This is a genomic window from Litorimonas sp. RW-G-Af-16 (genome assembly GCF_048319245.1).
Lineage (GTDB): Bacteria > Pseudomonadota > Alphaproteobacteria > Caulobacterales > Maricaulaceae > Litorimonas.
The window spans coordinates 895,952-922,359 of the sequence record NZ_CP166993.1 but is presented as its reverse complement, the minus strand read 5'-3'; the positions used below and the strand labels follow the sequence as shown (position 1 = coordinate 922,359).

Below are 26,408 nucleotides of genomic sequence, written 5' to 3'. Positions count from 1 at the left end.
TTTAAGCGACCTCGGGCTTGGGCTTCTCTTTTTGCAAAACGGAAACGCTGATGATCGACACTTCATATAGCAAGTAAATCGCGGCGATTAGGATGAATTGCGAGAACGGATCGGGCGGCGTGACGAAGGCCGCAAAGACGGCAATACCAAAGAGCGCATATTTACGACCTTTCTTGAGTGTGTCCGCGCGAATAATCCCTGCCCGCCCTAATAAACTGAGAATGACAGGCAGTTGGAATGATAAGCCGAATGCCAGAAACAAGGTCGTGGCAAGTTTGAGATAGTCCGCGATTTTCGTCAGCAATTCGATGCTTTGGTCCTCAGTTATCATCTGCTGCCCGAGTGCGAATTGCATCACGAACGGGAAGATAAAAAAGAATACGAGCGATGCCCCCGCCACAAAAAGCAATGGCGATACAAGGAGATAGGGTAAAAACGCCCGCTTTTCATTCTTATAAAGCCCCGGCGCAACAAAGCGGTAGACTTGGTAGCTCAGCACAGGAAACCCCAACACAATCCCGCCAAACAGTGCGATCTTGAGCTTCACAAAAAAGGTCTCAAGCGGATAGGTCGAGATTAACTCTAGGTCGATGGCATCACGCCCCACCGCGACCATATCCGCATTATAGCGCTCAATCGCGACTTGGAACGGCCACATCAGCAGAGAAATAATTTCGTCCAGGAACGGGATACAAATCAAGCAGCCCAAAATGACTGCCAGCACACATTTGATCAAACGCGAGCGCAGTTCCAGCAAATGCTCCATAAGCGGGGCTTTGCTCGCCTCAACTTCGTCAGATTCTAATCGCGGCATCTCTGTCATGACGAAGTATCTGGCTTTCGCGGGGATGACATATCTGTTGCCTCGCGAATATCACTATCCAGTCCACGCATTTCATTGGCAAGGTCTTCATCGAAATCTTCCGATAAAGGCGAGAGCTTTTTCAATTCTTGAATTTCGCGGCGCATCTCGGCGATTTCGCCCTCCGCGTCCATATCATTAAAGGCGTCTTTGAATTCCTGACCCATGGCACGGATTTTCCCCATCCACTGCCCCAGAGTGCGCATTAATTTTGGCAAGTCCTTGGGATCGACGACAATAATCGCCAGCAACATCAAGACGACCATTTCTGCGAAGCCAACGGAAGGTAACATTTACGACGTCCTATGTCCGTCAGGGGTGAAAAAGACCGCTATTTGGTTTTATCTTTTGTCTTATTTTTGGGCGAAACATCTAGCGCATCATCTGCGGGGTCTTTGGTTTCAGCTTCGCTGTCATCCGTCGCGTCTTTGAGGCCTTTACGAAAACTCGTAATACCCTTGCCGACATCGCCCATAATGTTGGAAATACGACCACGCCCGCCAAAGACGACGATCGCGAGAACGCCAATGAGTAACCAACCGAGAGGGTGCATACCGCCCATAACAAAATCCTTTATACGATCTTGCCTACATAAGCCGCACTGGCCACAGGTTCAAGCCAATTAAGCGTCTTCCTCACCGTCGTTTAAGAAGTCTTCGAAGAAGTCGGGGCCATCTTCGTCATCTTCCAGCGGGTCTTCATCCATATCCAGATCATCTGCCATCATTGGCTCTGGCATCTCAAAGTCCTTGGGCAAGCGCGGATCGAGCAAGCCGGCGGCTTTTAAGTCCTCGCGTCCTGGTAGGTCTGAAATCGTCTCCAGATTAAAATGCGCCAAAAAACCGTCCGTCGTGCCATATGTCACGGGACGACCTGGAATACGCCGACGTCCGCGCAAACGTAACCAGCCCAGTTCCATCAGAACATCCAACGTGCCCTTGCTGACCGCGACACCGCGCACATCTTCGATTTCCGCACGGGTGACAGGTTGGTGGTAAGCCACAATCGCGAGCGTTTCGAGTGCGGCGTTAGATAGCTTTCGCGGCGTTTCTTTTATATCAATCAAGTTCGCTTCGAGGTCAGGCGCTGTCTGGAACCGCCATTTGTCCGCCACACGAACGAGGTTGACCCCTCGCCCCGCATAGTCCCGCTGCAGCCGTGCCAACAGTGATCCGACGTCAGCCGTTTCTGGCAAACGGTCTCGTAAGGTCTGCACATCAATCGGCTCGACCGCAGCAAATAAGAGCGCTTCTACGTGTCGCAAATCGTGATCCACATCGCCGCCATCGCCTTTTTGCTTCAAACGGTCGGCGATATTCACAACGCCCTCTTCTATACCAGCCGTGGCTTTATCAATGCGTTTGGAAGTCGTATTTGACATTATGGTCCCTCATCCTTTTTGGCCCCGCGCAGATAGATCGGCGTATAAGCCCCCGTCTGACGCAGCTCAATTTCGCCCTCTTTGGCTAGCTCTAGCCCTGCGAGGAGCGAACTTGCCCGCACAGAGGCTTGCGGCACACCGTCCGCGCCAATCTCAGTTCCGTCTGGCAGCAAACCATCTAGCGCCGTCCAATCTGAAATATCCATGCCTGTTTGCAGAAGGGCGCGGCGCAAACGATTGCGCGCATCTTCCAGGCTCATCACGCGCGGCTTGGGCAGTTTGTGCGCGCGGATAGATTGACGAGACCGGGACGTGCCGTAGGCGCTCAGCAAATCAAATAATTCCGCTTCAAAAATCGGTGATGTGCGGGACCGAAGACCTTCGGGCGCGCCGCGCGCAAATATCTCTTGCCCCGTCTGCGGTAGGCGGTAGAGCCCATCAACGGCGCGTCGCATTGCCTCTAAACGCTCGAGTCGGAACGCCAAATGTGCGGCTAATTCTTCGGCCTCGGGCATCAACTCACCATCGCTATCGCGGGGCAAGATCAAACGCGATTTCAGGTAAGCCAGCCATGCAGCCATCACGAGATAGTCAGCCGCTAACTCAATCCGCAAGTCCTGAGCGTTTTTGATGAAAGCTATGAATTGGTTAGCGAGGTCAAGAATTGACAGCCGCGCCAGATCAACTTTTTGTTTCCGCGCAAGCTCTAACAACAAATGCAGCGGGCCTTCATAGCCGTCAATATCAAGGATCAGGCCTTCGCCCTCATCTGCCGCATCATCAGCAGCTGCAAACTTCAGGTCTTCTTGGAAATCATCTGTCACGTTGTAGTCGCCCAAGTTTCAGTCGGGTCAGGCAGATTGGTGACAAAGCTATCACTGCTCAAATTCATCAGCGCATCAAATTCAGCATTAGCGGATTCGCGGTCAAAGTCAGTGATGTGGTCTACGCAGTTTTCAGCGATCCGTGCGCGCATCAGGGCTTTGCCTTTTAACGCTTTCGCACCTTTCACCACTTTCACCATATCTGCCATTTTCCCAGAACATTGCAGCGCAATATCGCAGCCCGCCCCTAGTGTCCGCTCCGTCAGGCGGGTCAGCCCACCCGAAAGCGCCTTCATATTCAAATCATCACTCATCACCAAGCCGTCATAGCCTATTTTTCCGCGCACTAAATCCGTCATTGCCCTTGGCGAAATCGTTACGGCTTGCCGTGAACTCTTGGAATAGACCGCATGAGCCGTCATCGCCATGGGTGCATCATTGAGCCAGCGAAAAGGCAGAAAGTCAGACGCATTGAGAACGTGGAGGCTGTTTTCGATAATGGGCAATGCCTTGTGGCTGTCAACGGTCGCGCGGCCATGCCCTGGTATATGCTTTACCACTGGCACAACGCCGCCCGCCATGAGCCCCGCCATGCAGGCATGCGCCATTTCGACGATACCCGCGACATGTGTATCAAATGCGCGGTCAGAGATGATCGGGTCAGCGCCCTTTTGTGGCAAGTCCAATACGGGTGCGCAATCTGCGGTAATCCCTAACTGCCTTAAATCATCAGCGATCAGGCGGTAGGATAGATAGGCCGCACGGCGACGCTTCGCAGGGTCATTGGTCGGCAGGGTCGCAAATTTTGATGCCGCAGGATAATCGCGCCAATGTGGCGGTCGCAGGCGGCGCACGCGTCCTCCCTCTTGGTCAATAAATATCAAACAGTCGCGCCCAACCGCCTCGCGCAAATCTGCACAAAGACGCCTCACCTGTGCGGGCGTTTCGATATTGCGGCCAAAAAGGATGAAACCCCAAGGATTGGCATCCCGAAAAAAGACGGATTCTGCCGCAGTCAGCTTTGGCCCAGACGTGCCTAAAATGACTGCGAGTTCGCTCACTTTTTCGTCACGAAGCAGGCCTGCCCAACTGCTTTAAGCGCATTGCACATGTCTGTTGCCGCTTGTTTGTCTGCAAGACCCGCGAGGCGCGTGCGGTAGTAAACGCCTTTCTCGGCAAGGTCGACGCGGCGTACATCGGCGTAAAACGCATCTGTCACGATATTGGGATATTTGCGTCGAACCTCCGTCCACATTTTGCCTGCGTCATTTTCCGAACGGACAGACGCGATCTGCACCACATATTCAGAATTACCCGTCGCCACATTCGCAGATGCTGTTGGTTTTGGTGCAGGCGGCGTGTAAGTCGGCGCCTTGGCCGCTGGTGTCTTTGGCACTGGCGCTTCTATCGGTTGCGGCGCAGTTACAGTCGGTTTAGGCGCGGTGACCTTCGCCGTCTCTGGAATTTTGATCGGCATTTCGGGAACCGGCGCAGTTATCACGGTGTCATCAGGGGCTTTGCCGTCCATGACGTCAAATACAGCCTTGTCTTGATCGGGGGTCTGTGCCCCGCCCGCATCTTCGGGAACAACTTTAAACGGCGTGTTCTCCGCCGTGATCCGAGGCGGGTCGCTCCGGTCGCGAACGCCGGGTTGGTAGAGTTTTAAAACAACGAGCGCCGCCACTAGCAAAATTCCAAACCCGACTAGCAGTTTGACCAAGCCTTGTCGGCCTGAGCTATCGCGCACATCAAAGGGCGTCAGGGCTTCGTCACCGCCCTGCATATCAGGTGAAAATTCTGTGTCGTTATTGGCCATAATTCCTCTTTCAGCCGCAATCCGAATCACATGCCTTTGACAGCAATCTAATCGAAAAGCGTAGCTTAGGCGATTTTTTGTCTTTTAGAAGGGTCGCGCGGAAAGGTTAATCAAAACTTACAGATAACCTGCAACTGTAAACAATTTCCGATGCTCGCTGATTGCGAAACTATCCGTCATCCCTGCAATATGGTCACAGATAATCCGCGCAGTCTCTGGCGTGTGCGGCCCGTTGCAGCGAACGCGTAGCTCTGTCGGCAAAATATCTGGGTCCGCAATGAACAGTTCAAATAGCTCCGACACCACGCGCCTCGCCTGCCCCATCATACGGTTCACTTTGTAATGACGATACATATTGTCATACAAAAATGACCGCAGCGGAGCCTCCTCTTGGCGGAAACTCTCTGAGAAATCACAAATAGGACGGGATAGCGCGCGTATATCGGCCGCGCTCTTCGGGTCTTCCGCCGCCAAACGCTCGCGCGTTTCCGCCAGCACATCGGCCACCATATACCCGATCAAATCCCGCACCGCTTCGTGGATCAAGCGCGAGCGGCTTATATCGGGATAGCGCTTACGCACATCCGCAAAGGCTCGCCCGACCAGCGGCACTTCGGCCACATCGTCAATCGTGAACAGCCCCGATTGTAAGCCGTCATCAATGTCGTGATTATTATAGGCGATATCGTCGGCCAGCGCTGCGACCTGCGCTTCTGGCCCCGCAAATGTGTCCAACTCCAAGCCCTCCCAATTCGGTATGGCCTTTAGCGCCCACGGCAAATTATCAACATCGGATGGCTTGATCACCAAAGGCCCGTTATGTTTGGCAATGCCTTCCAGCGTTTCCCAAGTCAGGTTTAACCCGTCAAATTCGGCGTAACGTCCCTCTAGCTCCGTAACAATTCGCAAGGTCTGCGCGTTGTGATCAAAGCCGCCATAGGGCTTCATACAGTCGGCCAGCGCGTCCTCGCCAGAATGACCAAAAGGTGGATGGCCCATATCGTGCGCTAGCGCGAGACACTCCGCCAAGTCCTCGTCCAGTCCCAGCACGCGCGCAATCGACCGCGCGATCTGGCTGACTTCCAAACTATGCGTCAGGCGCGTGCGGTAATAATCACCCTCATGCGCCACAAACACTTGTGTCTTGCCTTTTAGGCGGCGAAAGGCGGATGAGTGAATGATGCGGTCTTTGTCCCGCTGAAACGGGCTACGTTCAGAACTGCTGGGCTGCGAAATCGCGCGGCCTCGGCAATTTTCTGGATCAGACGCATAGGCAGCGCGGCGGCGGTGAGCGGGAAAAACTGTCACAGATAGAAGGCTTTCAGGGTTGGGGCTTTCGCTGGGATGATTTGCGCCCTATATAACCATTATGGATACAATGGCTACACCCGTTACACTCTCCGCCAATGCGGCCCGTCAGATCAATACGATCATGGCCAAGCAAGGCATCGACAAACTCCTCCGCGTGGCAGTCGAAGGCGGCGGCTGCTCTGGCTTTAGCTATAAGTTCGATTTTGCCGACGCGGCCAATGACGACGACCTCCTGATCGAAAGAGACGGTGCCCGCGTCGTCATCGATGAAATGAGCCTCGAATTTTTGACAGGGTCAGAGATCGACTACACGCAAGAACTCATCGGCTCAGCCTTCAAAATCGTGAACCCGAATGCGACAGCGAATTGCGGCTGCGGGACGAGTTTTTCTATCTAGTAGAATAATAAGGTCGGCATAATCCCCAAAGGGGACGTTGGCCAGCGGCTTACTTTTGGGCGATTTTAAGCCGCTCGTTTTTGGCCTTGATTTGAGCAAGCGGACACAGGAGAATAGAGAATTTAGACAAACCATTTTTTCCTGCTAAAGTTGGGCAATGATCTTTAAATTTTTCAAAAGAAAATCATCGGCAATTAATTCAGCAATACCGCCAAGGATTCTTCACGGTGGACCTGTGCTTGAAGTGTTGGATAATTGTGCCAGAGCATTTACTTTCCCAATGTTGGACAATGGCTACCAGTATCTTGCGGCAGCAAGACTAACGGTCTTTCATGGCAATGGTGACTGGGCTCTTGTCATCGAAACTTTTGGTTTTTCTCCAAGAGCTGGATTTCCTAGCTTAACAATTCAAACATATGCCTCAAAACTAATTAATCGCCCTAATGCAAAAAATTATGTGACCCAAGAAGCCTTCGAAAATTATCTCTCAAACAATCCTCTGAATGAATATAAAACTTTTAGTCCAATCGAAAACGATGACTGGATGGATGACGAAGACTGTGAACATGTCAAGGATGTAGGAAAGTTAAGATTACGGGGTCTGGAAATACCTTTACCGACAAAGGCTGACTATGCGGCCGCGTCAATTGTTCTTGAAGAGGACCGCCCGCTTACATTTGAGCTCTGTCGATTCCTTGCTGAAAATTATCGGGATTCCATTCTTGGAACCGACGCCGAAAAGCGATTTAATGTGCCGGATAGTTTATTTCCTATATTGACATTGGATGACTGGCATCATCCTGATTTGGCAATCGAGGAGTTACCAAGCCAGTTAGAGAGCTTTCAGCAACTGCAAAAAGTATTACTTACCGGCGACCCTAATCAATACACCCAGCCGAGTGAAGGCAATACCCATTGGTCAAATTGGCCAGACGGTGGGACACTCTAAATGTTGAGGAACCAAGTTGATAAGAGTAAGCCTCTAAATCCGCTTTTGTAGAAATTTCGAAACCCGTAAGCGTCCTTCTTTGGGCGACTTAAGACACTGACCCAATGTCCCCCCCCGCCCCCAATGCGGACGTCCCAGCCAGCCTCCCTAAACCAACCGGCTTTGCGTCTTCGCGGCTCCCACGAACCCTTTAAACAGCGGGTGCGGCTCGAACGGGCGGCTTTTTAGTTCGGGATGGTATTGCACGCCGATGAACCAGGGGTGGTTTTTGATCTCGACGATTTCGGGCAGGACGCCGTCGGGGGACATGCCAGAGAATGTGAGGCCTGCGGCTTCGAGTTGATCTTTGTAATCGACGTTGACCTCATAGCGGTGGCGGTGGCGTTCGGTGATCTCTGTCGTGCCGTATTGTTCCGCGACCAGCGAGCCTTTGGTCAGCGTCGCGGGATAAGCGCCGAGACGCATCGTGCCGCCGAGGTCTGTGTCTTTCGTGCGCTCCAGCCGCTCATTGCCCTTCGTCCATTCGGTCATCAGGCCGACGACGTTCTGGCCGCTCTCGCCAAATTCAGAAGAACTGGCCGCGTCCATGCCAGCGAGATTGCGGGCAGCTTCGATCACCGCCATTTGCATACCGAGGCAGATGCCGAAATAGGGCAATTCTCGCGTGCGAGCGAACTCAACCGCTTTGATTTTCCCTTCCGTGCCGCGCTCACCAAACCCGCCAGGGACAAGGATACCGTGCATGCCTTTGAGGACTTCGGCTGCATCCGCGTTCTCGAACTCTTCCGCTTCCAGCCACTTGATTTTAACTTTCACCTGATTGGCAATCCCGCCGTGGACGAGCGCTTCGGTGATGGATTTATAGGCGTCTGGCAGAACGGTATATTTCCCGACCACGGCGATATTAACCTCGCCATCTGGGTTGCGCAGCGCTTCGGAAATCCCCTCCCAGCGGGACAGGTCAGCCTCGGCGTAGTCGTCAATGCGGAAATGCGCGAGGACTTCGCGGTCTAGACCTTCGGCATGATAGGCCAGCGGCACATCATAGATCGACGCGGCGTCTAGCCCTTGGATCACGGCACTCTCGCGGACATTACAAAAACGCGCGATCTTGCGACGGTCCCCTTCGCTGACAGCGCGGTCTGCGCGGCAAAGGAGTATGTCGGGCTGAATACCGATGGAGCGCAATTCTTTCACACTATGCTGGGTCGGCTTTGTCTTCATCTCGCCCGCAGCTTTGATATAAGGCAGCAGCGTCACATGGAGGAAGCATGTTTGGTCGCGTTCCAGCTCTTGACCGAGCTGTCGCAGCGCTTCGAAAAACGGCAAGCCTTCAATATCGCCCACCGTGCCGCCAACTTCGCAGAGGACGAAATCCACTCCCTCACCTGCATCAGACAGAACAAAGTTTTTGATCTCATTCGTGACGTGGGGGATGACCTGCACAGTTGCACCAAGGTAATCGCCGCGCCGTTCCTTCGTAATAATATCAGAATAGATGCGGCCCGTTGTGATGTTATCAGACTGCGCGGCAGATACGCCCGTAAAGCGCTCATAGTGACCGAGGTCCAGATCGGTTTCTGCGCCGTCATCGGTGACGTAGACTTCACCGTGCTGATACGGGCTCATCATACCGGGGTCGACGTTCAGATACGGGTCGAGCTTTCGCAGGCGGACTTTATACCCGCGGGCTTGCAATAATGCGCCAAGAGCTGCCGAGGCCAAGCCCTTCCCAAGAGAGGACACCACCCCCCTGTGATAAAAATATAGCGCGGTTGAGTCTGTGCCATGTGGCCCGTTCCAATATCTATCGCGGGCCGAACGAGACGCTTATTCGTCTAGTTTTGGCTCTTCTGCGACCTCTGGCGAGGCTTCTTCTATCGGAGTTTCCGTTGTCAAAGTTTCACCAGCTAACGGGAGTGTTGTATCTTGCGACTCGACGGGTTGCGTCAAGGGGGCAACCTCATTTGTATCGTCAAAAAGCGAGCTATCTTTGTTTTCGATGTTGAAAACTACGGAAAGGGCGAGGCAATTAAGGATAAAGATCGCGCCGAGGATGCCTGTCATGCGGGCAACGGACGTGGTTGCGCTACGGCCAGACATAAAGCCACCTCCGCCTCCGCCGCCACCGCCGCCAATTCCTAGCGCACCGCCTTCGGAGCGTTGGATAAGGATCAGCCCAGTCAGGATGATGCTGATGATAAGTTGGATGATGAGCAGGACTGTTGACATGTCGGTCTCTTGTTTGAATTCGCGCGGTCTTTAGACGAACCATGTCGCCCTGACTAGGGCGAAATTCAAGGGGCGGAGCTTAATTACACCCCTTTTGCACAGCAACGCCTTTCAAAAACGCCCGGCGCGTGACCCCTCGGCGATAGGCCCGCTGCACTTCGCGGTCATACTCATTCGCACCCGTAGCGGATCGGATCAAGCCGCGAAAAGGGATCAGACCACCAACGACTGATGACGTCGCGTTTAAAGCTAATGTCTCCATATCCGCTTCGTCATAGCCGTCTTGATCGAAATCTCGCCCCAATAAGTTGTTCAATTCTAAGACCTCTGCCTGAATATCTTCACAACGCGCCGTACCAAATCTCGCATAGGGATTGGTCATGTTGGCGAGTTTTGGCGGGATTGCTTGTTTTTTCAAATTCACGTCTGATAGTGGGGTCAGGACAGCATCGCCCAGCGTTTGCGTGTCCCCCACGCGCTCAACATTCTCTGCTTGAGATTTCTCTGTTGCCGTTTTGACGGCCAGTGTTTCCGACCGATCAACAATACGTCCCGCCTCCTTCATTGGGGATGAGGCGCAGGCCGTCAGCCAAACAGAACCGATTGTTAGCAATACAAAATTTCGAATCATTCGTTGTTCGTAAATCTTAAATAAGGCCAGTTGTGGGCGAAGACGGCACGGCATATTGCTTGCGTGGAATCCGCCCTGCCAGATAGGCTTGGCGGCCAGCAATGACAGCATGTTTGAACGCGCGCGCCATGCGGATCGGGTCTTGCGCGCCAGCGATCGCCGTGTTCGCTATCACCCCGTCACAGCCCAGTTCCATCGCAGCAGCCGCTTCTGACGCCGTGCCTAACCCTGCATCCACAATAACAGGGACGCTGACCGCTTCGCGCACGAGGCGGATATTGGTCGGGTTGAGTAGGCCTAACCCAGAACCAATAGGCGCGGCCAATGGCATGATCGCTGCCGCCCCTGCATCTTCGAGTTTCTGGCAATAGACGGGGTCGTCTGTGCAATAGACCATCACGTCAAACCCGTCCGCGACCAGTAATTTCAGGCTCGCCAACGTCTCCGCCATATCAGGATAAAGATGTACATCGGACAAAACTTCCAACTTTACTAAATCCCAACCGCCCGCTTCCCGCGCCAAACGGAGTGTGCGGATCGCGTCTTCGCCAGTATAGCATCCCGCCGTATTTGGCAGATAAGTCGTGGACTTAGGATCAATGAAATCCGCGAGCATGGGCTCTTTGGGATTGCTGAGGTTGACGCGACGCACGGCGACTGTGACCATATCCGCGCCAGACGCTTCTAGCGCAGCAGCGTTCTCGGCATAGTCTTTAAACTTGCCAGTCCCGATGATTAGGCGCGACGAAAACTCTCGTCCTGCTACAACTAGTTTATCCGTCTGTAATTTATCCGTTGGCATTATCCGCCCCCAATAAAGTGTATGATTTCCAGAATGTCACCTTCGGCCAGGCGTTGCGTGCCATGCTGAGATTTTGGCACCACAGCACGATTAAGCTCGACTGCGATTTTGCCACGCGGCAGGTCTAGCCGTTCGATAAGTTGTGCAATCGTAAGGCCCGTTTCAAAGCCCGCCTTCTGCTCGCCATTTATGGTCAAATTCAAGATCGTTATCCATGATATTTCAGGGCTTGTCGCCCGTTCGCTCGCTCGTTACCATAGTCAAAACGAGGGATTCAATGACTAAACCCATTTATATACTCAATGGCCCGAATTTAAATTTACTGGGCACGCGGGAGCCAGAAATCTACGGTGCCGACACGCTCGCCGATATAAAAGCTGCATGTGTGGCAACAGCGAAAACGGCGGGCTTCGCGATTGAGTTTCGCCAGAGTAATATTGAGGGCGAGTTAGTCGATATGATCCAAGAGGCGCGGGCCAAAGCCTCCGCCCTGATCATCAACCCCGCCGCTTACACGCATACTTCTGTTGCCATCCATGATGCGCTAAAAACTCTCGACATTCCGGCTGTTGAAATCCACCTTTCGCAGCCCGCCAAGCGCGAGAGTTTTCGCCAGACATCTTATGTCGGACAAGCTGTTATGGGGACAATTAGTGGATTTGGCGCAAATTCTTATCAATTAGGGCTGCAAGCCGTGATAAATCTGCTAAAGCCTTAATTTCCCGACTCGCCACACAGAGAGAATATTATGACGAGCAAAGCGAAACCCGCCGGTACAAACGACACTAAACTCATACGCGAACTCGCCGATATATTGAACGATACTGACCTAACCGAAATCGAAATGAAGAAGGGCGACCTGAAAATCCGTGTCTCCAAAGGCGGCGGACAGATGGTTCAAATGACGGCACCTCCCACGCCAGTTGCGGCACCCGCTCCTGCTGCCGCTCCTGTCACCAGTGCAGCACCTGCTCCTAGCGCGGCCCCTACTGACAATCCCAACGCTGTGAAATCGCCGATGGTTGGCACGGCCTATGTTCGTCCTTCCCCCGATGCGGACGCCTTCGTCAAAGTCGGCGATAAGGTGAAAGAAGGCGACACAATCATCCTTGTCGAAGCCATGAAGACCTTTAACCCGATCACGGCGCCGAAGTCAGGAATCGTCGAAGCCGTTATGGTGCAAGACGCCCAGCCCGTCGAATTTGGCGAAGCTCTGTTCGTCATCGCTTAAATCATGAAAACACCGCTCCCTTTCAAGAAAGTCCTGATCGCCAATCGCGGCGAAATTGCGCTGCGTATTCACCGCGCCTGCAAAGAAATGGGCATATCGACGGTTGCCGTTTACTCCGAAGCTGACCGTCACGCCATGCATGTGCGCCTTGCCGACGAGTCCGTCTGTATCGGCCCGAACAGCGCGACCGACAGCTATCTCAATATCCCCGCCATCATCAGCGCGTGCGAGATCACCAATGCAGACGCGGTCCATCCTGGCTATGGCTTCCTGTCTGAGAACGCGAAATTCGCCGAGATCGTCGAAGCGCACGGCATGGCTTTTATCGGACCAACGGCTGAACATATTCGCATTATGGGCGACAAGATCACGGCCAAGGAAACCGTTATGGCAGCGGGTATCCCCGTTGTGCCAGGGTCGGATGGCGGCGTCGAAAGCTTCGCTGAAGCCAAAGAGGTCGCCAAGAAAGTCGGCTTTCCGCTCCTCGTCAAAGCCGCCGCTGGTGGCGGTGGACGCGGCATGCGTCTTGCCGAAACGCCTGACAAGCTCGAAGCCGCTCTGGCTGCTGCACAACAAGAAGCGATTGCCGCTTTCGGTGACGGCGCGGTTTACCTCGAGCGTTACCTCACGGGCGGGCGTCACATCGAAATCCAAGTCCTCGCCGATACGCACGGCAATGTCGTCCACCTTGGTGAACGCGATTGCTCTCTCCAACGCCGCAACCAAAAAGTCCTCGAAGAAGCCCCGTCCCCAACCCTGACCGAAGCGGAACGTCACGACATCGGAATGATCGTCGCCAATGCCGTCAAGAAAATTGGCTATCGCGGTGCGGGCACAATCGAATTTCTTTACGAGAACGGCGAGTTTTTCTTCATCGAAATGAATACCCGTTTGCAAGTCGAACACCCTGTGACCGAAGAGATCACAGGCATCGACCTCGTCCGCGAACAAATTCGGGTCGCAGCTGGCCTGCCACTCAACTACACGCAAGAAGACATCCGCTTCTCTGGCCACGCGATTGAGTGTCGGATCAATGCTGAAAATCCGAAAACCTTCGCCCCAAGCCCTGGCAAAGTGATCGACTTTCACGCGCCTGGCGGCATGAACACCCGCCTCGATTCCGCGCTATATTCTGGCTATTCTGTGCCGCCATATTACGACAGCTTGATCGGGAAGCTCATTGTGTGGGGCAATACCCGCGAAGGCGCCATCCTGCGCCTCCGCCGCGCGCTTGGCGAGATGGTGATCACAGGCATCGAGACCACAAAACCCCTCCACGAAGCCCTCCTAGACGACCCCGAATTCCAAGCGGGCGAGTATAATATCCACTGGCTGGAGAAATGGCTGGAGAAGCAGGAGTAGCTATCTGCGCCCGCCAATTACGCCATCCTTAGCCTGTGCCGAGGATCTTTATTCCGCCTTAGCAATAGACAAAAGCAACACTAATGCGGTTGCACGTACCAGATTTTTCTAAGGCCGCTCATAAAACCCAGCCCTCGGCGTCACGCCTACAGTCTTCCGCATCGTAGCTGGAGCCGACTGCGCTGAGCGCTAAGACGATCTTCCGATTTTTACTCGCACTTATGCGCCCTTCCCAGCCTTGCGGGCCAGCGTCGCGGAGCCTTTGGCCGATTTCGCGATAGACTTTCAGCGCGGCGGAAATCGCCCAAGCGCAGCGGAAGTCTAACTCTTTGATCCCAACTTTCGCGCTCGCGTAATATTGCTCGGCAATATCGAGTTGGGCGCAGGCTGCAGCGTGAAGCGCGGGCCACGCGGCAGGGTTGAGCATAGCATCGGCCTGGGTCGGCGCTCCCGCAGCGCGCAGCAAATCCTTTGGCACAAATACGCGGTCCGCCTTGGCGTCATCTATCACGTCCCGCGCGATATTCGTAAGCTGAAAGGCGAGGCCCAAATCACTCGCACGGTCTAGCGTTGCTGCATCTCGCACGCCCATGATATTTGCCATCATCACGCCAACGACGCCTGCGACATGGTAGGAATAATCGAGGATATCATCAACAGTTTCGTAAACACGATCTTCGGTATCCATCTCAAACCCTTTGAGCAGGTCGAAGGGGTGACGATGGTCAATATTGTGCGTTTTGACAACCCGTGCGAGCCCTGCGAAAACGGGATTGTCTGTCGGCTTTCCTGCCAAGGCGTCTGTGGTAACTGTGCGAAGTTTTGAGAGGCGCTCACTCTGTCCGATCTTGTAATCGGCGATCTGTCCGTGGCCCATATCTTGGCCGTCAATCACATCATCGCAATAACGGCACCAAGCATAAAGCATAGAGGCGTCGTCACGCAAAGCGGGCGGCAGGACACGGCTGGCTAGCGCGAAAGACTTACTGCCTTTAGCTATACTCTCGTGACCATGCGCAGTGACAGCGTCCATGACTTAGCTGGCGCTTTTTCCGAAATAATCGAGCTTGCCGAGCGGCACGCCATTGAGGCGTAGGATGTTATAAACCGTCGTGAGGTGAAAGTGCATGTTTGGAATCACGAAGCCAGAGAGGTAACTTATGCCCGTGAATTCCATCTCGTTCGGACCAGCTTTGAATGAAAATTCACGATCTTCTGTCCCGTCCAACTGCGTGCGCGTGACTTTGGCGAAGTCTGCTTTGGCGCGCTCGATAACGGCATAACATTCCGCAAAGCTCGCGGGGCTGCCTTCATAACTCGGTGCGTCGAGGCCAGCGATGCGGTAAGGTGCAGATTTAGCAAATTCCGCCACAGACTGTACTTGTTTCGCTAATGGCCACATATCGGGCGCAAGGCGGGCATTGAGGAAAACTGACGGTTCAATCCCTCGCTCCTCTGCGTTTGCTTCGGCGCGGCGAAGGATATGCGCGAGATTATCGAGCAAGCGCGGCAAAGCTTGCGCGGCATTATGCATAGAGAGCGTAGACATGGTGTTTTCCTATTGGTTGGACGGCCAGCCAGAGGCGGCTTTATAGGCAGAGAGCTGTCCGTCGAAGTCACCCTCGATCACGCCCGCTGTCGCTTTAGCAGCACCTACAACGCCCGGCACACCCGCCCCCGGATGAGTTCCAGCACCTGTGATATAAAGGTTGTCGATGACGTCATCGCGATTGTGCGGGCGGAACCACGCGGATTGCGTGAGGATCGGCTCAACGGAAAACGCACTGCCCAAATGGCTGTTCATTTCGTCGCGGAAACCGAATGGCGTAAGCGTTTTAACGACGGTCAGATCACGGTTCAGGTTCGGGATGGCGTGTGTCTCGATATAGTCCAAAATCTTCTGCGTATATTTCGGGCCAACTTCGTCCCAGTCCACGTCTGCATGGCCCAGATGCGGCACGGGCGATAGCACGTAATAAGAACTACACCCCTTCGGCGCCATGGACTTATCGGTCACGCACGGCGCGTGGAGATAGAGCGAGAAATCATCAGGCAGTTTGCGCCCCTTGCCAAAAATCTCCGCAATCAGGTCTTTATAGCGGTTACCCAGCAAGATTATGTGATGTTTTAGGTTTGGATGTTCGGTCTTCAGGCCGAAATAAATCACGAAGAGCGACATGGAATGTGACTTCCGTTTCAGCGCTTTGCCGTATTTCTGTCCTCGCGAATGTTTGCGCAGAAGTTGGCTATAGGTATGGACGACGTCCGCATTAGAGCTGATCAGGTCAGCCGTGGCGGACCAGCCATCGGCAGCGGTCACACCGACGACGCGGTCGCCCTCTGTTTGAATATCTGTGATTTCCGTGTCGAGCCGCAGCTCGCCGCCAAGATCTTCGAAGAGCTGGATGCAGCCTTGGACCAGCGCGCCTGTGCCGCCCTTAGCAAACCAAACACCGTCGCGGCGTTCCAGCGCATGAATCAGGGCGTAGATTGAACTGGTCTTAAACGGGTTGCCGCCGACGAGTAGCGATTGGAAAGATAGCAGCTGCCGCACGCGCTCATTTTTAACGAACTTGCTGACCATAGAATAGACGGAACGATCCGCCCGTAGGCGCACAAGCTGCGGCGCAGCGGCGAACATTTGGCGCATTTTGAGAAATGCTGTTGTGCCAAGTTTCTCATAACCTTCTCGGTATAACTCTTTGGAATAATTCAAGAACTTGTGGTAGCCCGCGACGTCGTCAGGGTTGCGCTCGCGGATTTGTTGCTCCAGATATGCGTCGTCATTATTGTAATCAAACGTATCGCCGTCTTCCCATTGTAGGCGGTAAAACGGATCAACAGGCAGCAGGGTGACGTAGTCGTCCATGTTGCGGCCCGAAATTTCAAACAGCTCCCGCAAACAATTCGGATCCGTAATCACCGTCAGCCCGCCATCAAATTTATACCCATCTTCCTCGTAGACATAAGCACGGCCACCTGGCTTGTCGCGATTGTCTACAAGGGTGGTTTGAAAGCCCATGGTTTGCAAACGGATAGCGAGCGCAATACCGCCAAACCCTGCGCCAATGACGATGGCTGTCGGCTTCTCGCCAGATTTTTTCATAGAGGTCGGGTCGAGTTGGACGTTCATTGATTCTGTTTCCGTGCTGCGCGTTCGCGTTTGATAAAGGCTTTTTCGCTGAAATTATAGAGTGCTTTTGATACGGGCACGGGCGGCTTTCCGATTAAGATGCGCGCTTTGTCGCGGCGAGTGAGGCCATTGCGATAAAACCGTTTTATGAGTCCCTCTTTAAAACCGTAAAAGCGCTGCAATATAATGAACCGTTTTTGGGGTTCAGCAGCGCGAAAAAACATACGATTTAGCAGGCGCGGGTAACGCTCACGCGCAATGTGTTCGCTTCGCAATTTTGGCACATATACATTCAATGCGATTATGCCCTCTGACCTAATCGTTTGGGCGACTTTATTGGCGATCTCAACTGCACACGGAACAGTAAAGCCCGTAGCCGCGACGGCAAACCCTCCCGCAAGCCCGATCTTAGAGCTATCATCATCTCTATCTGTCGCCATCATCATAGGGAGAACACCTTTTTCAGTGCGCAAGACTTTGTGGTCACTCCAACCCTTGTCTTTTATGTAATCGTCAATACGCGCTGAAATCTCGTTTTCCGATAGGTTGGACGTGTCAGAAAAATAAGTGTCTTCAACCAATAATTCAGTGTCAGAAAACGGCAAGAGATAAAGAAAGCGATACCCGTCGATCTGTTCTACGGTCGCGTCCATTATAACAGGATGGTGGAGCCCATGCGGTTTTTCTGTTTTTATCACGCGACCCACAAATTTTTGCCAACCAGGAATCTCGTCACCCCGCGGCTCAAACCCCCGCGCGTCCAATACGCAGGCAGCCTCCAAAACTTCGTCATTTTTCAGCGTCACAGACTCCGACGTTAGCTCGCTAACTTGCGTATTCAACATTAACCGCAAGCGGCCACTCTCTATATGTGGCTGAACACAGGCTCGCAGTGTGTCGGAATTCCCCGTGCAATAGGGTATCTCCAGCGTCCGTTCCCGCTTAGGAAATTTCACATCATAGCGATCCCATTGATAGGCGATGAAAGGTTGTATCCAATCGCGCAACTCTTCCGCCACATCGGTCAGATTGAATGACCATGTATGATCGCCTGCAATGTGGTCGCTGGCCTCAATCACCATGACGCACAATTCGGGGTTCACATCGAGGCATCGCCACGCCGTCAGCAGGCCCGACAGCCCTGCCCCGACAATGATCATATCTGCTGGTTTTTCGTGCATCGTCGCTCGCCTAGCCTGTTTTGCCGAACCATGCAATTCAGAGAGCGTCAGACTAAACGCGACGAGATCGGCAATAGGCATTTTCGTGTCACCAGCCTAACTCTTGTAATTTATGACTGTCCCTCAAAGTTTATTGATAAATTTACCAGTAAGGGTTGTAATACATTGAAAAATCAACATTAATAACTGAACTTACTAACATTAAGGACGAATTTATCACTGTGAAACACTCCACAAACACAGTGAAGTGTGAGAATAGGGGCAAGTCCTATCTTTACGATGGACAGGCGAACGGACGGGTTGCCCCACATCGGCCTAGACGTTCGCCACCCCCCTTCTTCAAAGAATTAGCTGCGTTCATCCTGATAGGTGATTTTAGGTTGATAGTTCTCGTCATGCTTTGCGAGGACTTCGCTAGCTTGAATTTCGGTCGGGGTGATCAAGCGACCAGAGACGACGACGCCTTCTCCTTCGCGAAATAAATCAGGTAAAGCGCCCGCATAGCTGACCGTTAGAGGCCGCGCCATGGGGCGCTCAAAGTCTGCAATTTGGAAAGTGGTCGTCACACCTTTCGACTTCACGACAGAGCCTTCGACCACCATGCCGCCGACACGGAATATGTCTGATTCTGGCGTAAAGCCCTCTGCCGCGACGTCTGATGCGTTATAGAAGAAGAGCGAGTTCTGGGACAAGGCAGACACCACCATCCAAGCCCCTAAGGTGAGCAGCGCCGCACAGCCAACAACCCATGCCATACGCTTATGTTTTTTCTGAATAACCATACATGACTTATACCTGAGTTTATGTCCTGCGCAAACATAGGTGACAGAGCGCATGGCGCGGCATATAGCCATGTTTTATGGCTGACTTTCACACATATTTTCAGGCGCAATTCTCAGGGACGCAATTACGCTTGACGGATGTCGCAGTTTACTTCGGCGATCGCCCAATCGTCGAAGGATTGTCCTTCGTCGTGGGCAATGGGGATTTGCTTTGGGTAGCCGGCGAGAATGGCGTCGGAAAGACGACATTGCTGCGGCTGGCGGCAGGACTGCTGCGGCCTGATCAGGGCGAAGTCGCTTGGCGTCATGCGATGCAAACCGCCCGCGCGGAAAGCTGCATCGATTTTCAATCTCACCAAGGCCACGCCAAGACAGGACTCACGCTCGCAGAAGATTTTGCGTTCTGGGGCAAGATAGTGACAGGGCAGACTGTTCCGACTCAAGCGCTGATAGATGTTGGGTTATCAGGCGCCCTCACGACGCAGACGCAGCACCTCTCAGCGGGGCAGCAGCGGCGGCTCGCGCTGGCACGACTGCTGATCAACCAACGTCCCATTTGGATTATGGATGAGCCCATGGCAGGGCTCGACGCAGCAGGTCGAACACTCGTCACAAATATCGTGGCGGCGCATATGGCGCGCGGCGGCATCGCCCTCATTGCATCTCATAATCCCGCCAATATTCCTGCCCCCAAAGTGCAGCGCATCACCCTGAATAGCCAAGAGACCGCGTCATGAGAGCAATTATTGCACGCGACATAAAGCTCGCCATGCGGGCGGGTGGGCATTGGGCGCTAGGCTTAATTTTCTTCGCGCTATTCTTGGCGCTATGCGGCATTGCGCTGGGCGGGCAGCTTAGCACGCTATCAACGCTCGCTGTGCCTCTAACATGGCTCGCATTTATCTTCTCGGCCCTCCTCTCTGTGCCGCAAATTTTTCGCGGAGAAATGGAAGACGGCTCCCTCGCACAGTTTAAACTGGCGGGCACAGGCATGGGGACACTGGCTGCGGCAAAATTAGTCAGCTTCACTGTCATTACGCTTCTGCCGTTGATCATCATGGTGCCACTGCTAGCACAGATGTTCGGTGTTAGCGGCGGCGTGATTGCTGGGCTGATGCTCAGCTTACTGATTGGCTTGCCTGCGGTGACATTTTACATGGGAGTCTCTGCCGCCCTATTATGCGGACGGCAAAGCGGCGGGTTTTTGACAATCCTGCTGACCGCGCCACTGCTTATACCCACGCTGATATTCGGGGTGGCGGCGGCGAATGCGTTTCCAGACTTTGGCTGGGCTGCGTCAGAATTGCGTATCCTTTTGGGTTTAAGTTTGATCTCGGTCGCGCTAGGGTTTCCAGCGATTATCGCCGCATTATCGGCGAATTTGGAGCAATCATGATTACCTATCTCGCCAACCCTGCTCGGTTTTTGCGGTTTTCACGCTTTGCCACGCCTATTGCGGGTTGGGGCGCAATGATCGCGCTGCTGGCAGGGGTTTACTTCTCGCTCATTGGGTCACCTGCCGCACAAGATCACGGACAGAATGTGCGCATGATGTATGTGCATGTCCCCGCTGCATGGTGCGCCATGGCCGCCTATACAGGCATTGCTGTCGCCAGCCTAATCAGCTTTATCTGGCGTCATCCCTTAGCGGATAGTGCCGCACGTAGTCTCGCCGTGCCGGGGGCCGCCTTCACCTTCCTCGCCCTCGTCACGGGCAGCCTATGGGGCAAAGTCGCGTGGGGTACGTGGTGGCAATGGGACGGACGCATGACGTCTGTGCTGGTGCTGTTTTTCATCTATCTGGGTTACATCGCTCTCTGGTCGCTCATTCCAAAACGCCAGCTCGCCGCGCGTCTGGCGGCAATTCTCGCTATGGTTGGCTGGATCAATATCCCTATCATCAAATTTTCTGTCGAATGGTGGAATAGCCTGCACCAGACCGCGACGATCAGCCAACCAGGTGCGCCCGGCCTGCCGTCAGAGCTCCTATTGCCTTTGCTCGTCATGGCCTTGGGTTACACATTCCTGCTTGCATGGTTTGCCCTGCGCGGCACGGAAGCCGAGATAGTCGCAATGCGGGCAGATCGCAAACCATCCCAAGCCCCCGCCACGGTCACATTGGAAACCCTGTCATCATGATTGATCTTGGCAAAGACGCAGCCTTCATTTGGACCTGTTACGGGATTAGCGCCCTAATCCTAGGCGTTATGATTATTCAGACACGCCGAAAGCCGCGCAAGTGAGCGCTGTTCCCGGCGAAACCCCCTATGCACGGGTGAAAGCCTTGATGGCGCGACTGCGTCAGGATTGCCCATGGGACAGCACGCAGAGTTTTGAGACGATCGCGCCTTACACAATCGAAGAAGCCTACGAAGTTGCTGATGCGATTGAGCGGCAAGATATGGCGTCCCTGCGTGATGAACTGGGTGATTTGCTGTTCCAAGTGCTGTTCCACTCCATCTTGGCAGAGGAGCAAGGCGCGTTTGATATGGACGATGTCTGTGATGGCTTGGTCGAGAAAATGGTGCGCCGACATCCTGATGTCTATGCTGGCGCGGAGAAGCCCGATTGGGACGCGATCAAAGCGCAGGAGCGCGAAGGCAAGGCTGATGACCGCATCTTATCTGGCGTGGCCAAAGCCCTGCCCGCCCTGATGCGCGCCGAGAAGCTCGGTAAGCGGGCGTCTAAAGTCGGCTTTGATTGGCCCGATATGAACGGCGTATTTGAGAAGGTTGAAGAGGAATTAGGTGAGGTTCGCGAGGCTGTAAAGAGCGGTGATGCAGACGCGATTGAAGACGAAATTGGCGATCTGCTATTTGCGGTCACGAACATCGCCCGCAAAGCAGGGGTTGATCCCGAAGCCGCGCTACGCCGCACCAATCTTAAATTCACACAACGCTTCAATCATGTTGAAGACAATAGCCCTAAAGCCCTGAAAGATATGAGTTTAGACGAGATGGAAGAGCTATGGGTCGCGGCCAAAACTGCAGATCTATAGGGACTGCAACAATTCTGGGTGACTGACGCGGAAACGGCCTGCATCTGATTCTGATAGGCGCACTTTCATCTTGACGACGCCGAGCTTGCCAGAGCTTTCTTCCAACACGTGCCCGTTTTCATGCAGCCATGCGCGGGCGGAAAATGCGTCAGGCGTGATCTTAATATCCAGCACATGATCGTCAGCGGTTAGTGCCTCTTGAATACCCTCTTGCAACGCGTCCATGCCCTCACCTGTCAGGCAACTTACGGCATAGGAACTCATCATGCTCATCATCTCTTGTGACGCTAGAGCGCGCTCTTGGAGAGAATTCGCGGCATCTTCGGAGAGCAAATCGACCTTGTTCCAGACCTCGACAATTTCTTGCCCGTGTTCTGGCCCCGCCTCGATCTGTCTAAGCACATCCATCACTTCTTCGCGGCGGCGTTCCGTCAACGGGTCAGACATATCGCGGACATGCAGCAGCAAATCCGCCTCCTTAACCTCCTCTAACGTCGCGCGGAAGGCCGTGATCAACTCGGTCGGCAAATCGGAGATAAAGCCCACGGTGTCTGATAAAATCGCAGATTGCCCGCCAGGCAAAGTCAAAACACGGTGTGTGGTATCGAGCGTAGCAAAGAGCATATCCTGCGCCAAGACGCCGCCCGTGGTCAGCAAATTAAACAATGTCGATTTGCCTGCATTGGTATAGCCGACGAGCGCCACAACCCGTTCAGGCGCGCGCTCTCGCTTTTTCCGTTGCAAGCCGCGTGTATGACGCACCGTTTCGAGCTTCTTTTTTAGCACGGTCATTTTATCGTTGAGGACACGGCGGTCGCTCTCGATCTGTGTTTCACCTGGACCCGCAACAGTCCCAGTGCCGCCGCGCTGGCGCTCCAAATGGGTCCACGTACGGACAAGGCGCGAACGCTCATAGCCCAGCCTTGCCAGCTCAACTTGCAAACTACCCTCTTTAGTTGCAGCACGAAGGCCGAAAATTTCCAGAATTAAACCCGTACGGTCAATCACTTTAATACCGAGCGTATTCTCTAGGTTACGCTGCTGGATCGGAGATAATTCGGCGTTGACGATAAATAGGTTCAGATCATTGGCTTTGACATCGGCCAGCATTTCCTCGATCTGGCCAGAGCCAAAGAAATTCGCGACTTTGACTTCGCGGATAGGGACAATTTTAGAGCTGACAGGATCGACACCCAAAGCCTCAGCAAGGCCAATCGCCTCTTCTAAATCATAATCTGCGTCGCTGGCCCGGGCATTGGCAAATCGGGGGTGAGTGACAAATGCCCGCTCTTGGGGGGCTTCATTTTTATGCATAAGGGCTAATCGTTATCCACTATCTCAGGGTCAAAAAGGGAGACCGTCCCACTCGGCATAATCGTCGAGATTGCGTGCTTATAGACCAGTTGAACCTGCCCGTCACGGCGCAACAACACGCAAAAATTATCAAACCATGTGACAACACCCTGCAGTTTTACCCCATTTACAAGGAAGATCGTCAGCGGTGTTTTTGACTTCCGTACGGAGTTGAGGAATGTATCTTGGAGATTTTGTTTTCGGTCAGCGGACATGGTTTTTTCCTATTCTTATTTTAGACGGCTCTTTCGACCGCAACCCACAAGCGTTGTTTGAAACAGTCCTCTCGCGGTTGCAAGTCTATTTGTGTGACATTGCCAGAATTTAGGTATTGCGCCAAAAAGTCGGCGTAAACAGGACGATCGCGGCTAAAATTTCAACACGGCCTAACAACATGAGGGCGCAGGCGACCGCCATTTGTAGCGGCGTAAAGCTCGCATATGTTAGCCCTGATTCGGGGAGTGTGAGCGGCAGAAGCGGGCCCATATTCGACAATGTCGCCGCGCTGACCGTCATCGCATCTTCTAGGCCCAGCCCCACTGCGCCAAAGGCTGCGATGCCAAGGCCAAAGCATAGCGTATAGCCAAAGAAATACATCCAGATCGAAAGAAATGCACGATCTGGAATAACGGAGGATTTAAACGTCACAGGCAGAATTCGCGAAGGATGCGACAGGCGGCTGAGATCGGTACCGAGGTGACGGAGCAGAAGCAAAATTCGAATGACTTTCACGCCGCCCGCGGTCGATAGCGCCGAGCCGCCGATTAGAGCTAAGCAGACCAGCACGACTGGCGGTAGCAAATCAATACTCAGCACATCATATTGAAAGCCCGCTGAACTGGTGAAATAGATTGAGTCAACGATCAGCCCAAACAGGAATTGTGGCCCGATATATAAGACACTCAGCAGGATCAGCAGTCCTGTTATGACCATCCAGCCGCGATGCTCGATATTGCCAAACAAGCGCACTACGTCAATCCAGCGACGGCCCCGCATCAGATCCCAAATCACAGCAATATTAAGCGCCCCTAAAGCGCACAGAACGGCGAGGATCATTGCGGAAAACGGCGAGAGATAGAGGCTAAGCGCCCCCGTTCGCGGCGCAAGACCGCCCGTGCTGATACCTGATAAGGACAGGCATATCGCATCAAATGCTGGCGTGCCGCCAATGACCATGAAGATAAATCCGATGGTCGAAAGGAACAGATATATGCCAGCTACTAAGCGACCAATGCTTAGCAACCGCGCGAATAGTTCACCCTTTTTCCGTGTGAACAGCATGGACCGGTGAACGCCTGTGCCTGTCAAATTGAGTGCCGCGAGGATCACAACGGCAAACGTGGCGGAACAAACACCGCCAAACCATTGCAAAAGCGAACGCCAAAACAGCAAAGCGGGCCGCTGCAAATCCGCATCAATTTGGCTCGCGCCCGTCGTGGTGAAGGCGGAAACAGCCTCGAAATAGGCCGCGAAATAGGTTGGGCTACCCTCTAGCACCACAAAAGGCAGCGCGGTCAGCAGCGGCACGGTTAGCCAGAATAAAAACAGGAAAATGATCGCTTCAACATTGGTCTCTCGCGAGGACGTGTTGAACGTCATGGCTATCAAAACTGCACCTATGACACCCGCGATAAACGTCAAAAACGCCATGCGGGTCGCGCCTGTAATATCAAGGCTGACAAAGGCTGTGATCGCGGTGATCGCAAAAAGCGCGGCGCAAAATACGAAGCTATTGCCAAGCCATAATATGATGCGGGTAATGGCCACGACGACGCCCTAGAAGTAGTCCGTGCTAACCCTGAACATGGCTTCGATCCCTTTAAGGGCGGCACGCTCTGCCAGCAGGATAATACGGTCGCCCGCTTTGATCTGGAGATCAGGATCAGGGAAGACGACGCCCGTTTTATTAATCACAGCACCAATCGCAATACCGTCTTCGAGGCCCGCATCACGCAGCGATTTACCCGCGAGTGGCGAGGTGTCCAACACTTCGCCTTCCATTACTTCCGCCCCGCCCTGCTCTAGCGTATAGACATCCAAAATCCGACCACGGCGCACATGACGCAAGATTGAGCTAATCGTGCTGGCGCGGGGGTCGATGACCATATCAATGCCAAGTTCGGTCTGCATATCCTGCATCGAGACTTCGTTGATCAAGCTGATCGTGTGTTTCGCGCCAAGCTTTTTAGCCAGCACAGCTGAGAGGATATTCGTTTTGTCATCATTGGTGAGGCAGATCACCATTTCAGCATGACCCACGCCAGCCTCTTCTTGAATTTCCGCATTCATCGCATCGCCGTTCAGGATAACTGTGCGCGAGAGATTTCGCGCAGCATATTCTGCACGGTCTTTGTTCGATTCAATAATTCGCACCCGAAGCCCCGATACCGCCTCAAGCTGCCCCGCAACATATGCCCCAATGTTTCCGCCGCCAACGATGACAATATGACGAGCTTTTGCTTCGCGTGTCCCAATGACTTCCAGCAGTCGCGACGCATGTTCGGCGCGGGTCACGAAATAGGCATCATCCCCTGGCTCTAGCGGATCATCCTGCGTCGGCGCAAAAATCTCGCCGTCGCGTTTAATACCAACAATCGCAGCGTGAAGCCCAGTAAACAGATCTGGAATTTGCTTGATGGGTGTTTCGATGATCGGGCAGTCATTTGTGATCCGAACGCCAAGAAATTGCACACGTCCCTCGCCAAATGGCACGACATTGAACGCACCCGGTGTATTGAGGCGGCGTAAAATAGCTTTGCCAATCTCAATTTCTGGCGAGATAATAATATCGATGGGCATGTTTTGTCGGCTATATAAATCGTTCCATTCGCTCTGCAGATAGCTCTGCGCGCGGACACGGGCGACTTTGGTCGGGACATTGAACAGAGAGTGCGCGACTTGGCAGGCCATCATATTGACCTCATCCGCATAGGTTACCGCGATCAGCATATCTGCGCTCTCAATACCCGCGCGCACCAACACATCAGGGTGGCTGCCGTGGCCAACAACACCGCGAACATCCAGTTCCGTTGTGATCTGTCGGATCAATTCTGGTGTCGTGTCCACGACTGTGACGGTATTGCCCTCTGTCGCCAGACGCGAGGCCAGACCGTAGCCGACGCGACCTGCGCCGCAAATGATGACTCGCATTGTTTAGCCCTGC

31 protein-coding genes and 1 pseudogene are annotated in these 26,408 nt (G+C 53.6%); 10 read left to right on the top strand and 22 right to left on the bottom strand.

The window, feature by feature from the left end:
- Nucleotide 1 precedes the first annotated feature (1 nt).
- The 8 genes from tatC to AB8615_RS04560 form a co-directional block, all read right to left on the bottom strand.
- Nucleotides 2-823: a twin-arginine translocase subunit TatC gene (gene tatC, locus AB8615_RS04595; RefSeq protein WP_409433751.1), complete on the bottom strand. Its 822-nt coding sequence runs from the start codon at nucleotides 821-823 to the stop codon at nucleotides 2-4.
- On the bottom strand, nucleotides 820-1,155 hold the full coding sequence (gene tatB, locus AB8615_RS04590) for a Sec-independent protein translocase protein TatB (RefSeq protein WP_418152825.1): 336 nt from the start codon (nucleotides 1,153-1,155) through the stop codon (nucleotides 820-822). The genes tatC and tatB overlap by 4 nt, the downstream gene beginning before the upstream one ends.
- Nucleotides 1,156-1,193: 38 nt before the next feature.
- The gene (locus AB8615_RS04585) at nucleotides 1,194-1,424 is read right to left on the bottom strand and encodes a twin-arginine translocase TatA/TatE family subunit (RefSeq protein ID WP_409433749.1); all 231 of its coding nucleotides are present in this window, start codon (nucleotides 1,422-1,424) and stop codon (nucleotides 1,194-1,196) included.
- Between the two features lie 60 nt (nucleotides 1,425-1,484).
- Nucleotides 1,485-2,243, bottom strand: coding sequence for an SMC-Scp complex subunit ScpB (gene scpB, locus AB8615_RS04580; protein ID WP_418152822.1), 759 nt, complete (start codon nucleotides 2,241-2,243; stop codon nucleotides 1,485-1,487).
- Nucleotides 2,243-3,067 carry a segregation and condensation protein A gene (locus AB8615_RS04575; RefSeq protein WP_409433747.1) on the bottom strand — a complete coding sequence of 275 codons (825 nt, stop codon included), beginning with the start codon at nucleotides 3,065-3,067 and terminating at the stop codon, nucleotides 2,243-2,245. Before AB8615_RS04575 ends, scpB begins: the two co-directional genes overlap by 1 nt.
- Nucleotides 3,064-4,128, bottom strand: a complete 1,065-nt coding sequence (nagZ, locus tag AB8615_RS04570; protein ID WP_409433746.1) for a beta-N-acetylhexosaminidase — start codon at nucleotides 4,126-4,128, stop codon at nucleotides 3,064-3,066. The genes AB8615_RS04575 and nagZ overlap by 4 nt, the downstream gene beginning before the upstream one ends.
- Complete coding sequence (locus tag AB8615_RS04565) at nucleotides 4,125-4,883, bottom strand: SPOR domain-containing protein (protein ID WP_409433745.1); 759 nt, start codon at nucleotides 4,881-4,883, stop codon at nucleotides 4,125-4,127. The genes nagZ and AB8615_RS04565 overlap by 4 nt, the downstream gene beginning before the upstream one ends.
- Nucleotides 4,884-5,000: 117 nt before the next feature.
- Nucleotides 5,001-6,191, bottom strand: coding sequence for a deoxyguanosinetriphosphate triphosphohydrolase (locus tag AB8615_RS04560; RefSeq protein ID WP_409433744.1), 1,191 nt, complete (start codon nucleotides 6,189-6,191; stop codon nucleotides 5,001-5,003).
- Nucleotides 6,192-6,261: 70 nt separating this feature from the next.
- On the opposite strand from AB8615_RS04560, the gene erpA reads away from it, so the two are divergent.
- Complete coding sequence (gene erpA, locus AB8615_RS04555; RefSeq protein WP_409434130.1) at nucleotides 6,262-6,591, top strand: iron-sulfur cluster insertion protein ErpA; 330 nt, start codon at nucleotides 6,262-6,264, stop codon at nucleotides 6,589-6,591.
- Nucleotides 6,592-6,748: 157 nt separating this feature from the next.
- Entirely contained in the window at nucleotides 6,749-7,540 is a 792-nt protein-coding gene (locus tag AB8615_RS04550) for a DUF7003 family protein (protein ID WP_409433743.1), read from the top strand.
- Nucleotides 7,541-7,687: 147 nt separating this feature from the next.
- Here the strand turns inward: AB8615_RS04550 and AB8615_RS04545 are convergent.
- From AB8615_RS04545 to thiS, 5 genes and pseudogenes are all read right to left on the bottom strand, one after another.
- Nucleotides 7,688-9,330, bottom strand: a pseudogene (locus AB8615_RS04545) (CTP synthase).
- A 40-nt stretch (nucleotides 9,331-9,370) separates the two neighbouring features.
- A complete protein-coding gene (secG, locus tag AB8615_RS04540) occupies nucleotides 9,371-9,772 on the bottom strand; it encodes a preprotein translocase subunit SecG (protein ID WP_409433741.1) in 402 nt (133 codons plus the stop codon).
- Nucleotides 9,773-9,851: 79 nt separating this feature from the next.
- On the bottom strand, nucleotides 9,852-10,403 hold the full coding sequence (locus tag AB8615_RS04535) for a hypothetical protein (protein WP_409433740.1): 552 nt from the start codon (nucleotides 10,401-10,403) through the stop codon (nucleotides 9,852-9,854).
- 16 nt (nucleotides 10,404-10,419) lie between these two features.
- The gene (locus AB8615_RS04530) at nucleotides 10,420-11,205 is read right to left on the bottom strand and encodes a thiazole synthase (protein ID WP_409433739.1); all 786 of its coding nucleotides are present in this window, start codon (nucleotides 11,203-11,205) and stop codon (nucleotides 10,420-10,422) included.
- Nucleotides 11,205-11,408, bottom strand: coding sequence for a sulfur carrier protein ThiS (gene thiS / locus AB8615_RS04525; protein WP_409433738.1), 204 nt, complete (start codon nucleotides 11,406-11,408; stop codon nucleotides 11,205-11,207). The genes AB8615_RS04530 and thiS overlap by 1 nt, the downstream gene beginning before the upstream one ends.
- 74 nt (nucleotides 11,409-11,482) lie before the next feature.
- On the opposite strand from thiS, the gene aroQ reads away from it, so the two are divergent.
- The 3 genes from aroQ to accC are packed head-to-tail and all read left to right on the top strand — an operon-like array spanning nucleotide 11,483 to nucleotide 13,798.
- Nucleotides 11,483-11,923 carry a type II 3-dehydroquinate dehydratase gene (gene aroQ, locus AB8615_RS04520; RefSeq protein WP_409433737.1) on the top strand — a complete coding sequence of 147 codons (441 nt, stop codon included), beginning with the start codon at nucleotides 11,483-11,485 and terminating at the stop codon, nucleotides 11,921-11,923.
- A gap of 30 nt (nucleotides 11,924-11,953) precedes the next feature.
- The gene (gene accB / locus AB8615_RS04515; RefSeq protein ID WP_418152817.1) at nucleotides 11,954-12,436 is read left to right on the top strand and encodes an acetyl-CoA carboxylase biotin carboxyl carrier protein; all 483 of its coding nucleotides are present in this window, start codon (nucleotides 11,954-11,956) and stop codon (nucleotides 12,434-12,436) included.
- 3 nt (nucleotides 12,437-12,439) lie between these two features.
- Complete coding sequence (gene accC, locus AB8615_RS04510; RefSeq protein WP_409433735.1) at nucleotides 12,440-13,798, top strand: acetyl-CoA carboxylase biotin carboxylase subunit; 1,359 nt, start codon at nucleotides 12,440-12,442, stop codon at nucleotides 13,796-13,798.
- Nucleotides 13,799-13,916: 118 nt separating this feature from the next.
- Here accC and AB8615_RS04505 read toward each other — a convergent pair whose 3' ends face one another.
- The 5 genes from AB8615_RS04505 to AB8615_RS04485 form a co-directional block, all read right to left on the bottom strand.
- A complete protein-coding gene (locus AB8615_RS04505; protein ID WP_418152815.1) occupies nucleotides 13,917-14,831 on the bottom strand; it encodes a phytoene/squalene synthase family protein in 915 nt (304 codons plus the stop codon).
- 3 nt (nucleotides 14,832-14,834) lie between these two features.
- A complete protein-coding gene (locus tag AB8615_RS04500) occupies nucleotides 14,835-15,347 on the bottom strand; it encodes a DUF1993 domain-containing protein (protein ID WP_409433733.1) in 513 nt (170 codons plus the stop codon).
- A 9-nt stretch (nucleotides 15,348-15,356) separates the two neighbouring features.
- Nucleotides 15,357-16,931: a phytoene desaturase gene (locus tag AB8615_RS04495; RefSeq protein ID WP_418152814.1), complete on the bottom strand. Its 1,575-nt coding sequence runs from the start codon at nucleotides 16,929-16,931 to the stop codon at nucleotides 15,357-15,359.
- A complete protein-coding gene (gene crtY, locus AB8615_RS04490; RefSeq protein ID WP_418152812.1) occupies nucleotides 16,928-18,193 on the bottom strand; it encodes a lycopene beta-cyclase CrtY in 1,266 nt (421 codons plus the stop codon). The genes AB8615_RS04495 and crtY overlap by 4 nt, the downstream gene beginning before the upstream one ends.
- 266 nt (nucleotides 18,194-18,459) lie before the next feature.
- A complete protein-coding gene (locus AB8615_RS04485) occupies nucleotides 18,460-18,894 on the bottom strand; it encodes a cytochrome c maturation protein CcmE (RefSeq protein ID WP_409433730.1) in 435 nt (144 codons plus the stop codon).
- A 77-nt stretch (nucleotides 18,895-18,971) separates the two neighbouring features.
- On the opposite strand from AB8615_RS04485, the gene ccmA reads away from it, so the two are divergent.
- From ccmA to mazG, 5 genes are read left to right on the top strand one after another with little or no spacing between them, the layout of a single operon-like run.
- On the top strand, nucleotides 18,972-19,631 hold the full coding sequence (ccmA, locus tag AB8615_RS04480; RefSeq protein WP_409433729.1) for a heme ABC exporter ATP-binding protein CcmA: 660 nt from the start codon (nucleotides 18,972-18,974) through the stop codon (nucleotides 19,629-19,631).
- Complete coding sequence (locus AB8615_RS04475) at nucleotides 19,628-20,290, top strand: heme exporter protein CcmB (RefSeq protein WP_409433728.1); 663 nt, start codon at nucleotides 19,628-19,630, stop codon at nucleotides 20,288-20,290. The genes ccmA and AB8615_RS04475 overlap by 4 nt, the downstream gene beginning before the upstream one ends.
- A complete protein-coding gene (gene ccmC / locus AB8615_RS04470; protein ID WP_409433727.1) occupies nucleotides 20,287-21,033 on the top strand; it encodes a heme ABC transporter permease CcmC in 747 nt (248 codons plus the stop codon). Before AB8615_RS04475 ends, ccmC begins: the two co-directional genes overlap by 4 nt.
- Nucleotides 21,030-21,137 (top strand): heme exporter protein CcmD, encoded by a 108-nt coding sequence (ccmD, locus tag AB8615_RS04465; RefSeq protein WP_409433726.1) that lies wholly within the window; start codon nucleotides 21,030-21,032, stop codon nucleotides 21,135-21,137. Before ccmC ends, ccmD begins: the two co-directional genes overlap by 4 nt.
- The gene (mazG, locus tag AB8615_RS04460; protein ID WP_409433725.1) at nucleotides 21,134-21,892 is read left to right on the top strand and encodes a nucleoside triphosphate pyrophosphohydrolase; all 759 of its coding nucleotides are present in this window, start codon (nucleotides 21,134-21,136) and stop codon (nucleotides 21,890-21,892) included. The genes ccmD and mazG overlap by 4 nt, the downstream gene beginning before the upstream one ends.
- Here mazG and hflX read toward each other — a convergent pair.
- The 4 genes from hflX to trkA all read right to left on the bottom strand — a co-directional run bounded on the left by hflX (nucleotide 21,887) and on the right by trkA (nucleotide 26,395).
- On the bottom strand, nucleotides 21,887-23,206 hold the full coding sequence (hflX, locus tag AB8615_RS04455) for a GTPase HflX (RefSeq protein WP_418152808.1): 1,320 nt from the start codon (nucleotides 23,204-23,206) through the stop codon (nucleotides 21,887-21,889). The genes mazG and hflX overlap by 6 nt on opposite strands.
- 5 nt (nucleotides 23,207-23,211) lie before the next feature.
- Complete coding sequence (gene hfq, locus AB8615_RS04450) at nucleotides 23,212-23,460, bottom strand: RNA chaperone Hfq (protein WP_409433723.1); 249 nt, start codon at nucleotides 23,458-23,460, stop codon at nucleotides 23,212-23,214.
- 109 nt (nucleotides 23,461-23,569) lie between these two features.
- Nucleotides 23,570-25,012, bottom strand: a complete 1,443-nt coding sequence (locus tag AB8615_RS04445) for a TrkH family potassium uptake protein (protein WP_409433722.1) — start codon at nucleotides 25,010-25,012, stop codon at nucleotides 23,570-23,572.
- A 9-nt stretch (nucleotides 25,013-25,021) separates the two neighbouring features.
- The gene (trkA, locus tag AB8615_RS04440; RefSeq protein WP_409433721.1) at nucleotides 25,022-26,395 is read right to left on the bottom strand and encodes a Trk system potassium transporter TrkA; all 1,374 of its coding nucleotides are present in this window, start codon (nucleotides 26,393-26,395) and stop codon (nucleotides 25,022-25,024) included.
- Between the last annotated feature and the right edge of the window lie 13 nt (nucleotides 26,396-26,408).

Bases quoted from the DNA above. Each gene is read 5' to 3' on its own strand.
- AB8615_RS04495 (WP_418152814.1), bottom strand. From the start codon at position 16,931: ATGAACGTCCAACTCGACCCGACCTCTATGAAAAAATCTGGCGAGAAG.
- AB8615_RS04485 (WP_409433730.1), bottom strand. From the start codon at position 18,894: ATGGTTATTCAGAAAAAACATAAGCGTATGGCATGGGTTGTTGGCTGT.
- AB8615_RS04585 (WP_409433749.1), bottom strand. From the start codon at position 1,424: ATGGGCGGTATGCACCCTCTCGGTTGGTTACTCATTGGCGTTCTCGCG.
- secG (WP_409433741.1), bottom strand. From the start codon at position 9,772: ATGTCAACAGTCCTGCTCATCATCCAACTTATCATCAGCATCATCCTG.
- ccmA (WP_409433729.1), top strand. From the start codon at position 18,972: ATGGCTGACTTTCACACATATTTTCAGGCGCAATTCTCAGGGACGCAA.
- accB (WP_418152817.1), top strand. From the start codon at position 11,954: ATGACGAGCAAAGCGAAACCCGCCGGTACAAACGACACTAAACTCATA.
- trkA (WP_409433721.1), bottom strand. From the start codon at position 26,395: ATGCGAGTCATCATTTGCGGCGCAGGTCGCGTCGGCTACGGTCTGGCC.
- crtY (WP_418152812.1), bottom strand. From the start codon at position 18,193: ATGCCTATTGCCGATCTCGTCGCGTTTAGTCTGACGCTCTCTGAATTG.
- hfq (WP_409433723.1), bottom strand. From the start codon at position 23,460: ATGTCCGCTGACCGAAAACAAAATCTCCAAGATACATTCCTCAACTCC.
- AB8615_RS04565 (WP_409433745.1), bottom strand. From the start codon at position 4,883: ATGGCCAATAACGACACAGAATTTTCACCTGATATGCAGGGCGGTGAC.
- aroQ (WP_409433737.1), top strand. From the start codon at position 11,483: ATGACTAAACCCATTTATATACTCAATGGCCCGAATTTAAATTTACTG.
- AB8615_RS04550 (WP_409433743.1), top strand. From the start codon at position 6,749: ATGATCTTTAAATTTTTCAAAAGAAAATCATCGGCAATTAATTCAGCA.
- tatB (WP_418152825.1), bottom strand. From the start codon at position 1,155: ATGTTACCTTCCGTTGGCTTCGCAGAAATGGTCGTCTTGATGTTGCTG.
- ccmC (WP_409433727.1), top strand. From the start codon at position 20,287: ATGATTACCTATCTCGCCAACCCTGCTCGGTTTTTGCGGTTTTCACGC.
- hflX (WP_418152808.1), bottom strand. From the start codon at position 23,206: ATGCATAAAAATGAAGCCCCCCAAGAGCGGGCATTTGTCACTCACCCC.
- AB8615_RS04500 (WP_409433733.1), bottom strand. From the start codon at position 15,347: ATGTCTACGCTCTCTATGCATAATGCCGCGCAAGCTTTGCCGCGCTTG.
- accC (WP_409433735.1), top strand. From the start codon at position 12,440: ATGAAAACACCGCTCCCTTTCAAGAAAGTCCTGATCGCCAATCGCGGC.
- AB8615_RS04535 (WP_409433740.1), bottom strand. From the start codon at position 10,403: ATGATTCGAAATTTTGTATTGCTAACAATCGGTTCTGTTTGGCTGACG.
- ccmD (WP_409433726.1), top strand. From the start codon at position 21,030: ATGATTGATCTTGGCAAAGACGCAGCCTTCATTTGGACCTGTTACGGG.
- AB8615_RS04530 (WP_409433739.1), bottom strand. From the start codon at position 11,205: ATGCCAACGGATAAATTACAGACGGATAAACTAGTTGTAGCAGGACGA.
- AB8615_RS04505 (WP_418152815.1), bottom strand. From the start codon at position 14,831: ATGGACGCTGTCACTGCGCATGGTCACGAGAGTATAGCTAAAGGCAGT.
- tatC (WP_409433751.1), bottom strand. From the start codon at position 823: ATGACAGAGATGCCGCGATTAGAATCTGACGAAGTTGAGGCGAGCAAA.
- scpB (WP_418152822.1), bottom strand. From the start codon at position 2,243: ATGTCAAATACGACTTCCAAACGCATTGATAAAGCCACGGCTGGTATA.
- erpA (WP_409434130.1), top strand. From the start codon at position 6,262: ATGGCTACACCCGTTACACTCTCCGCCAATGCGGCCCGTCAGATCAAT.
- AB8615_RS04475 (WP_409433728.1), top strand. From the start codon at position 19,628: ATGAGAGCAATTATTGCACGCGACATAAAGCTCGCCATGCGGGCGGGT.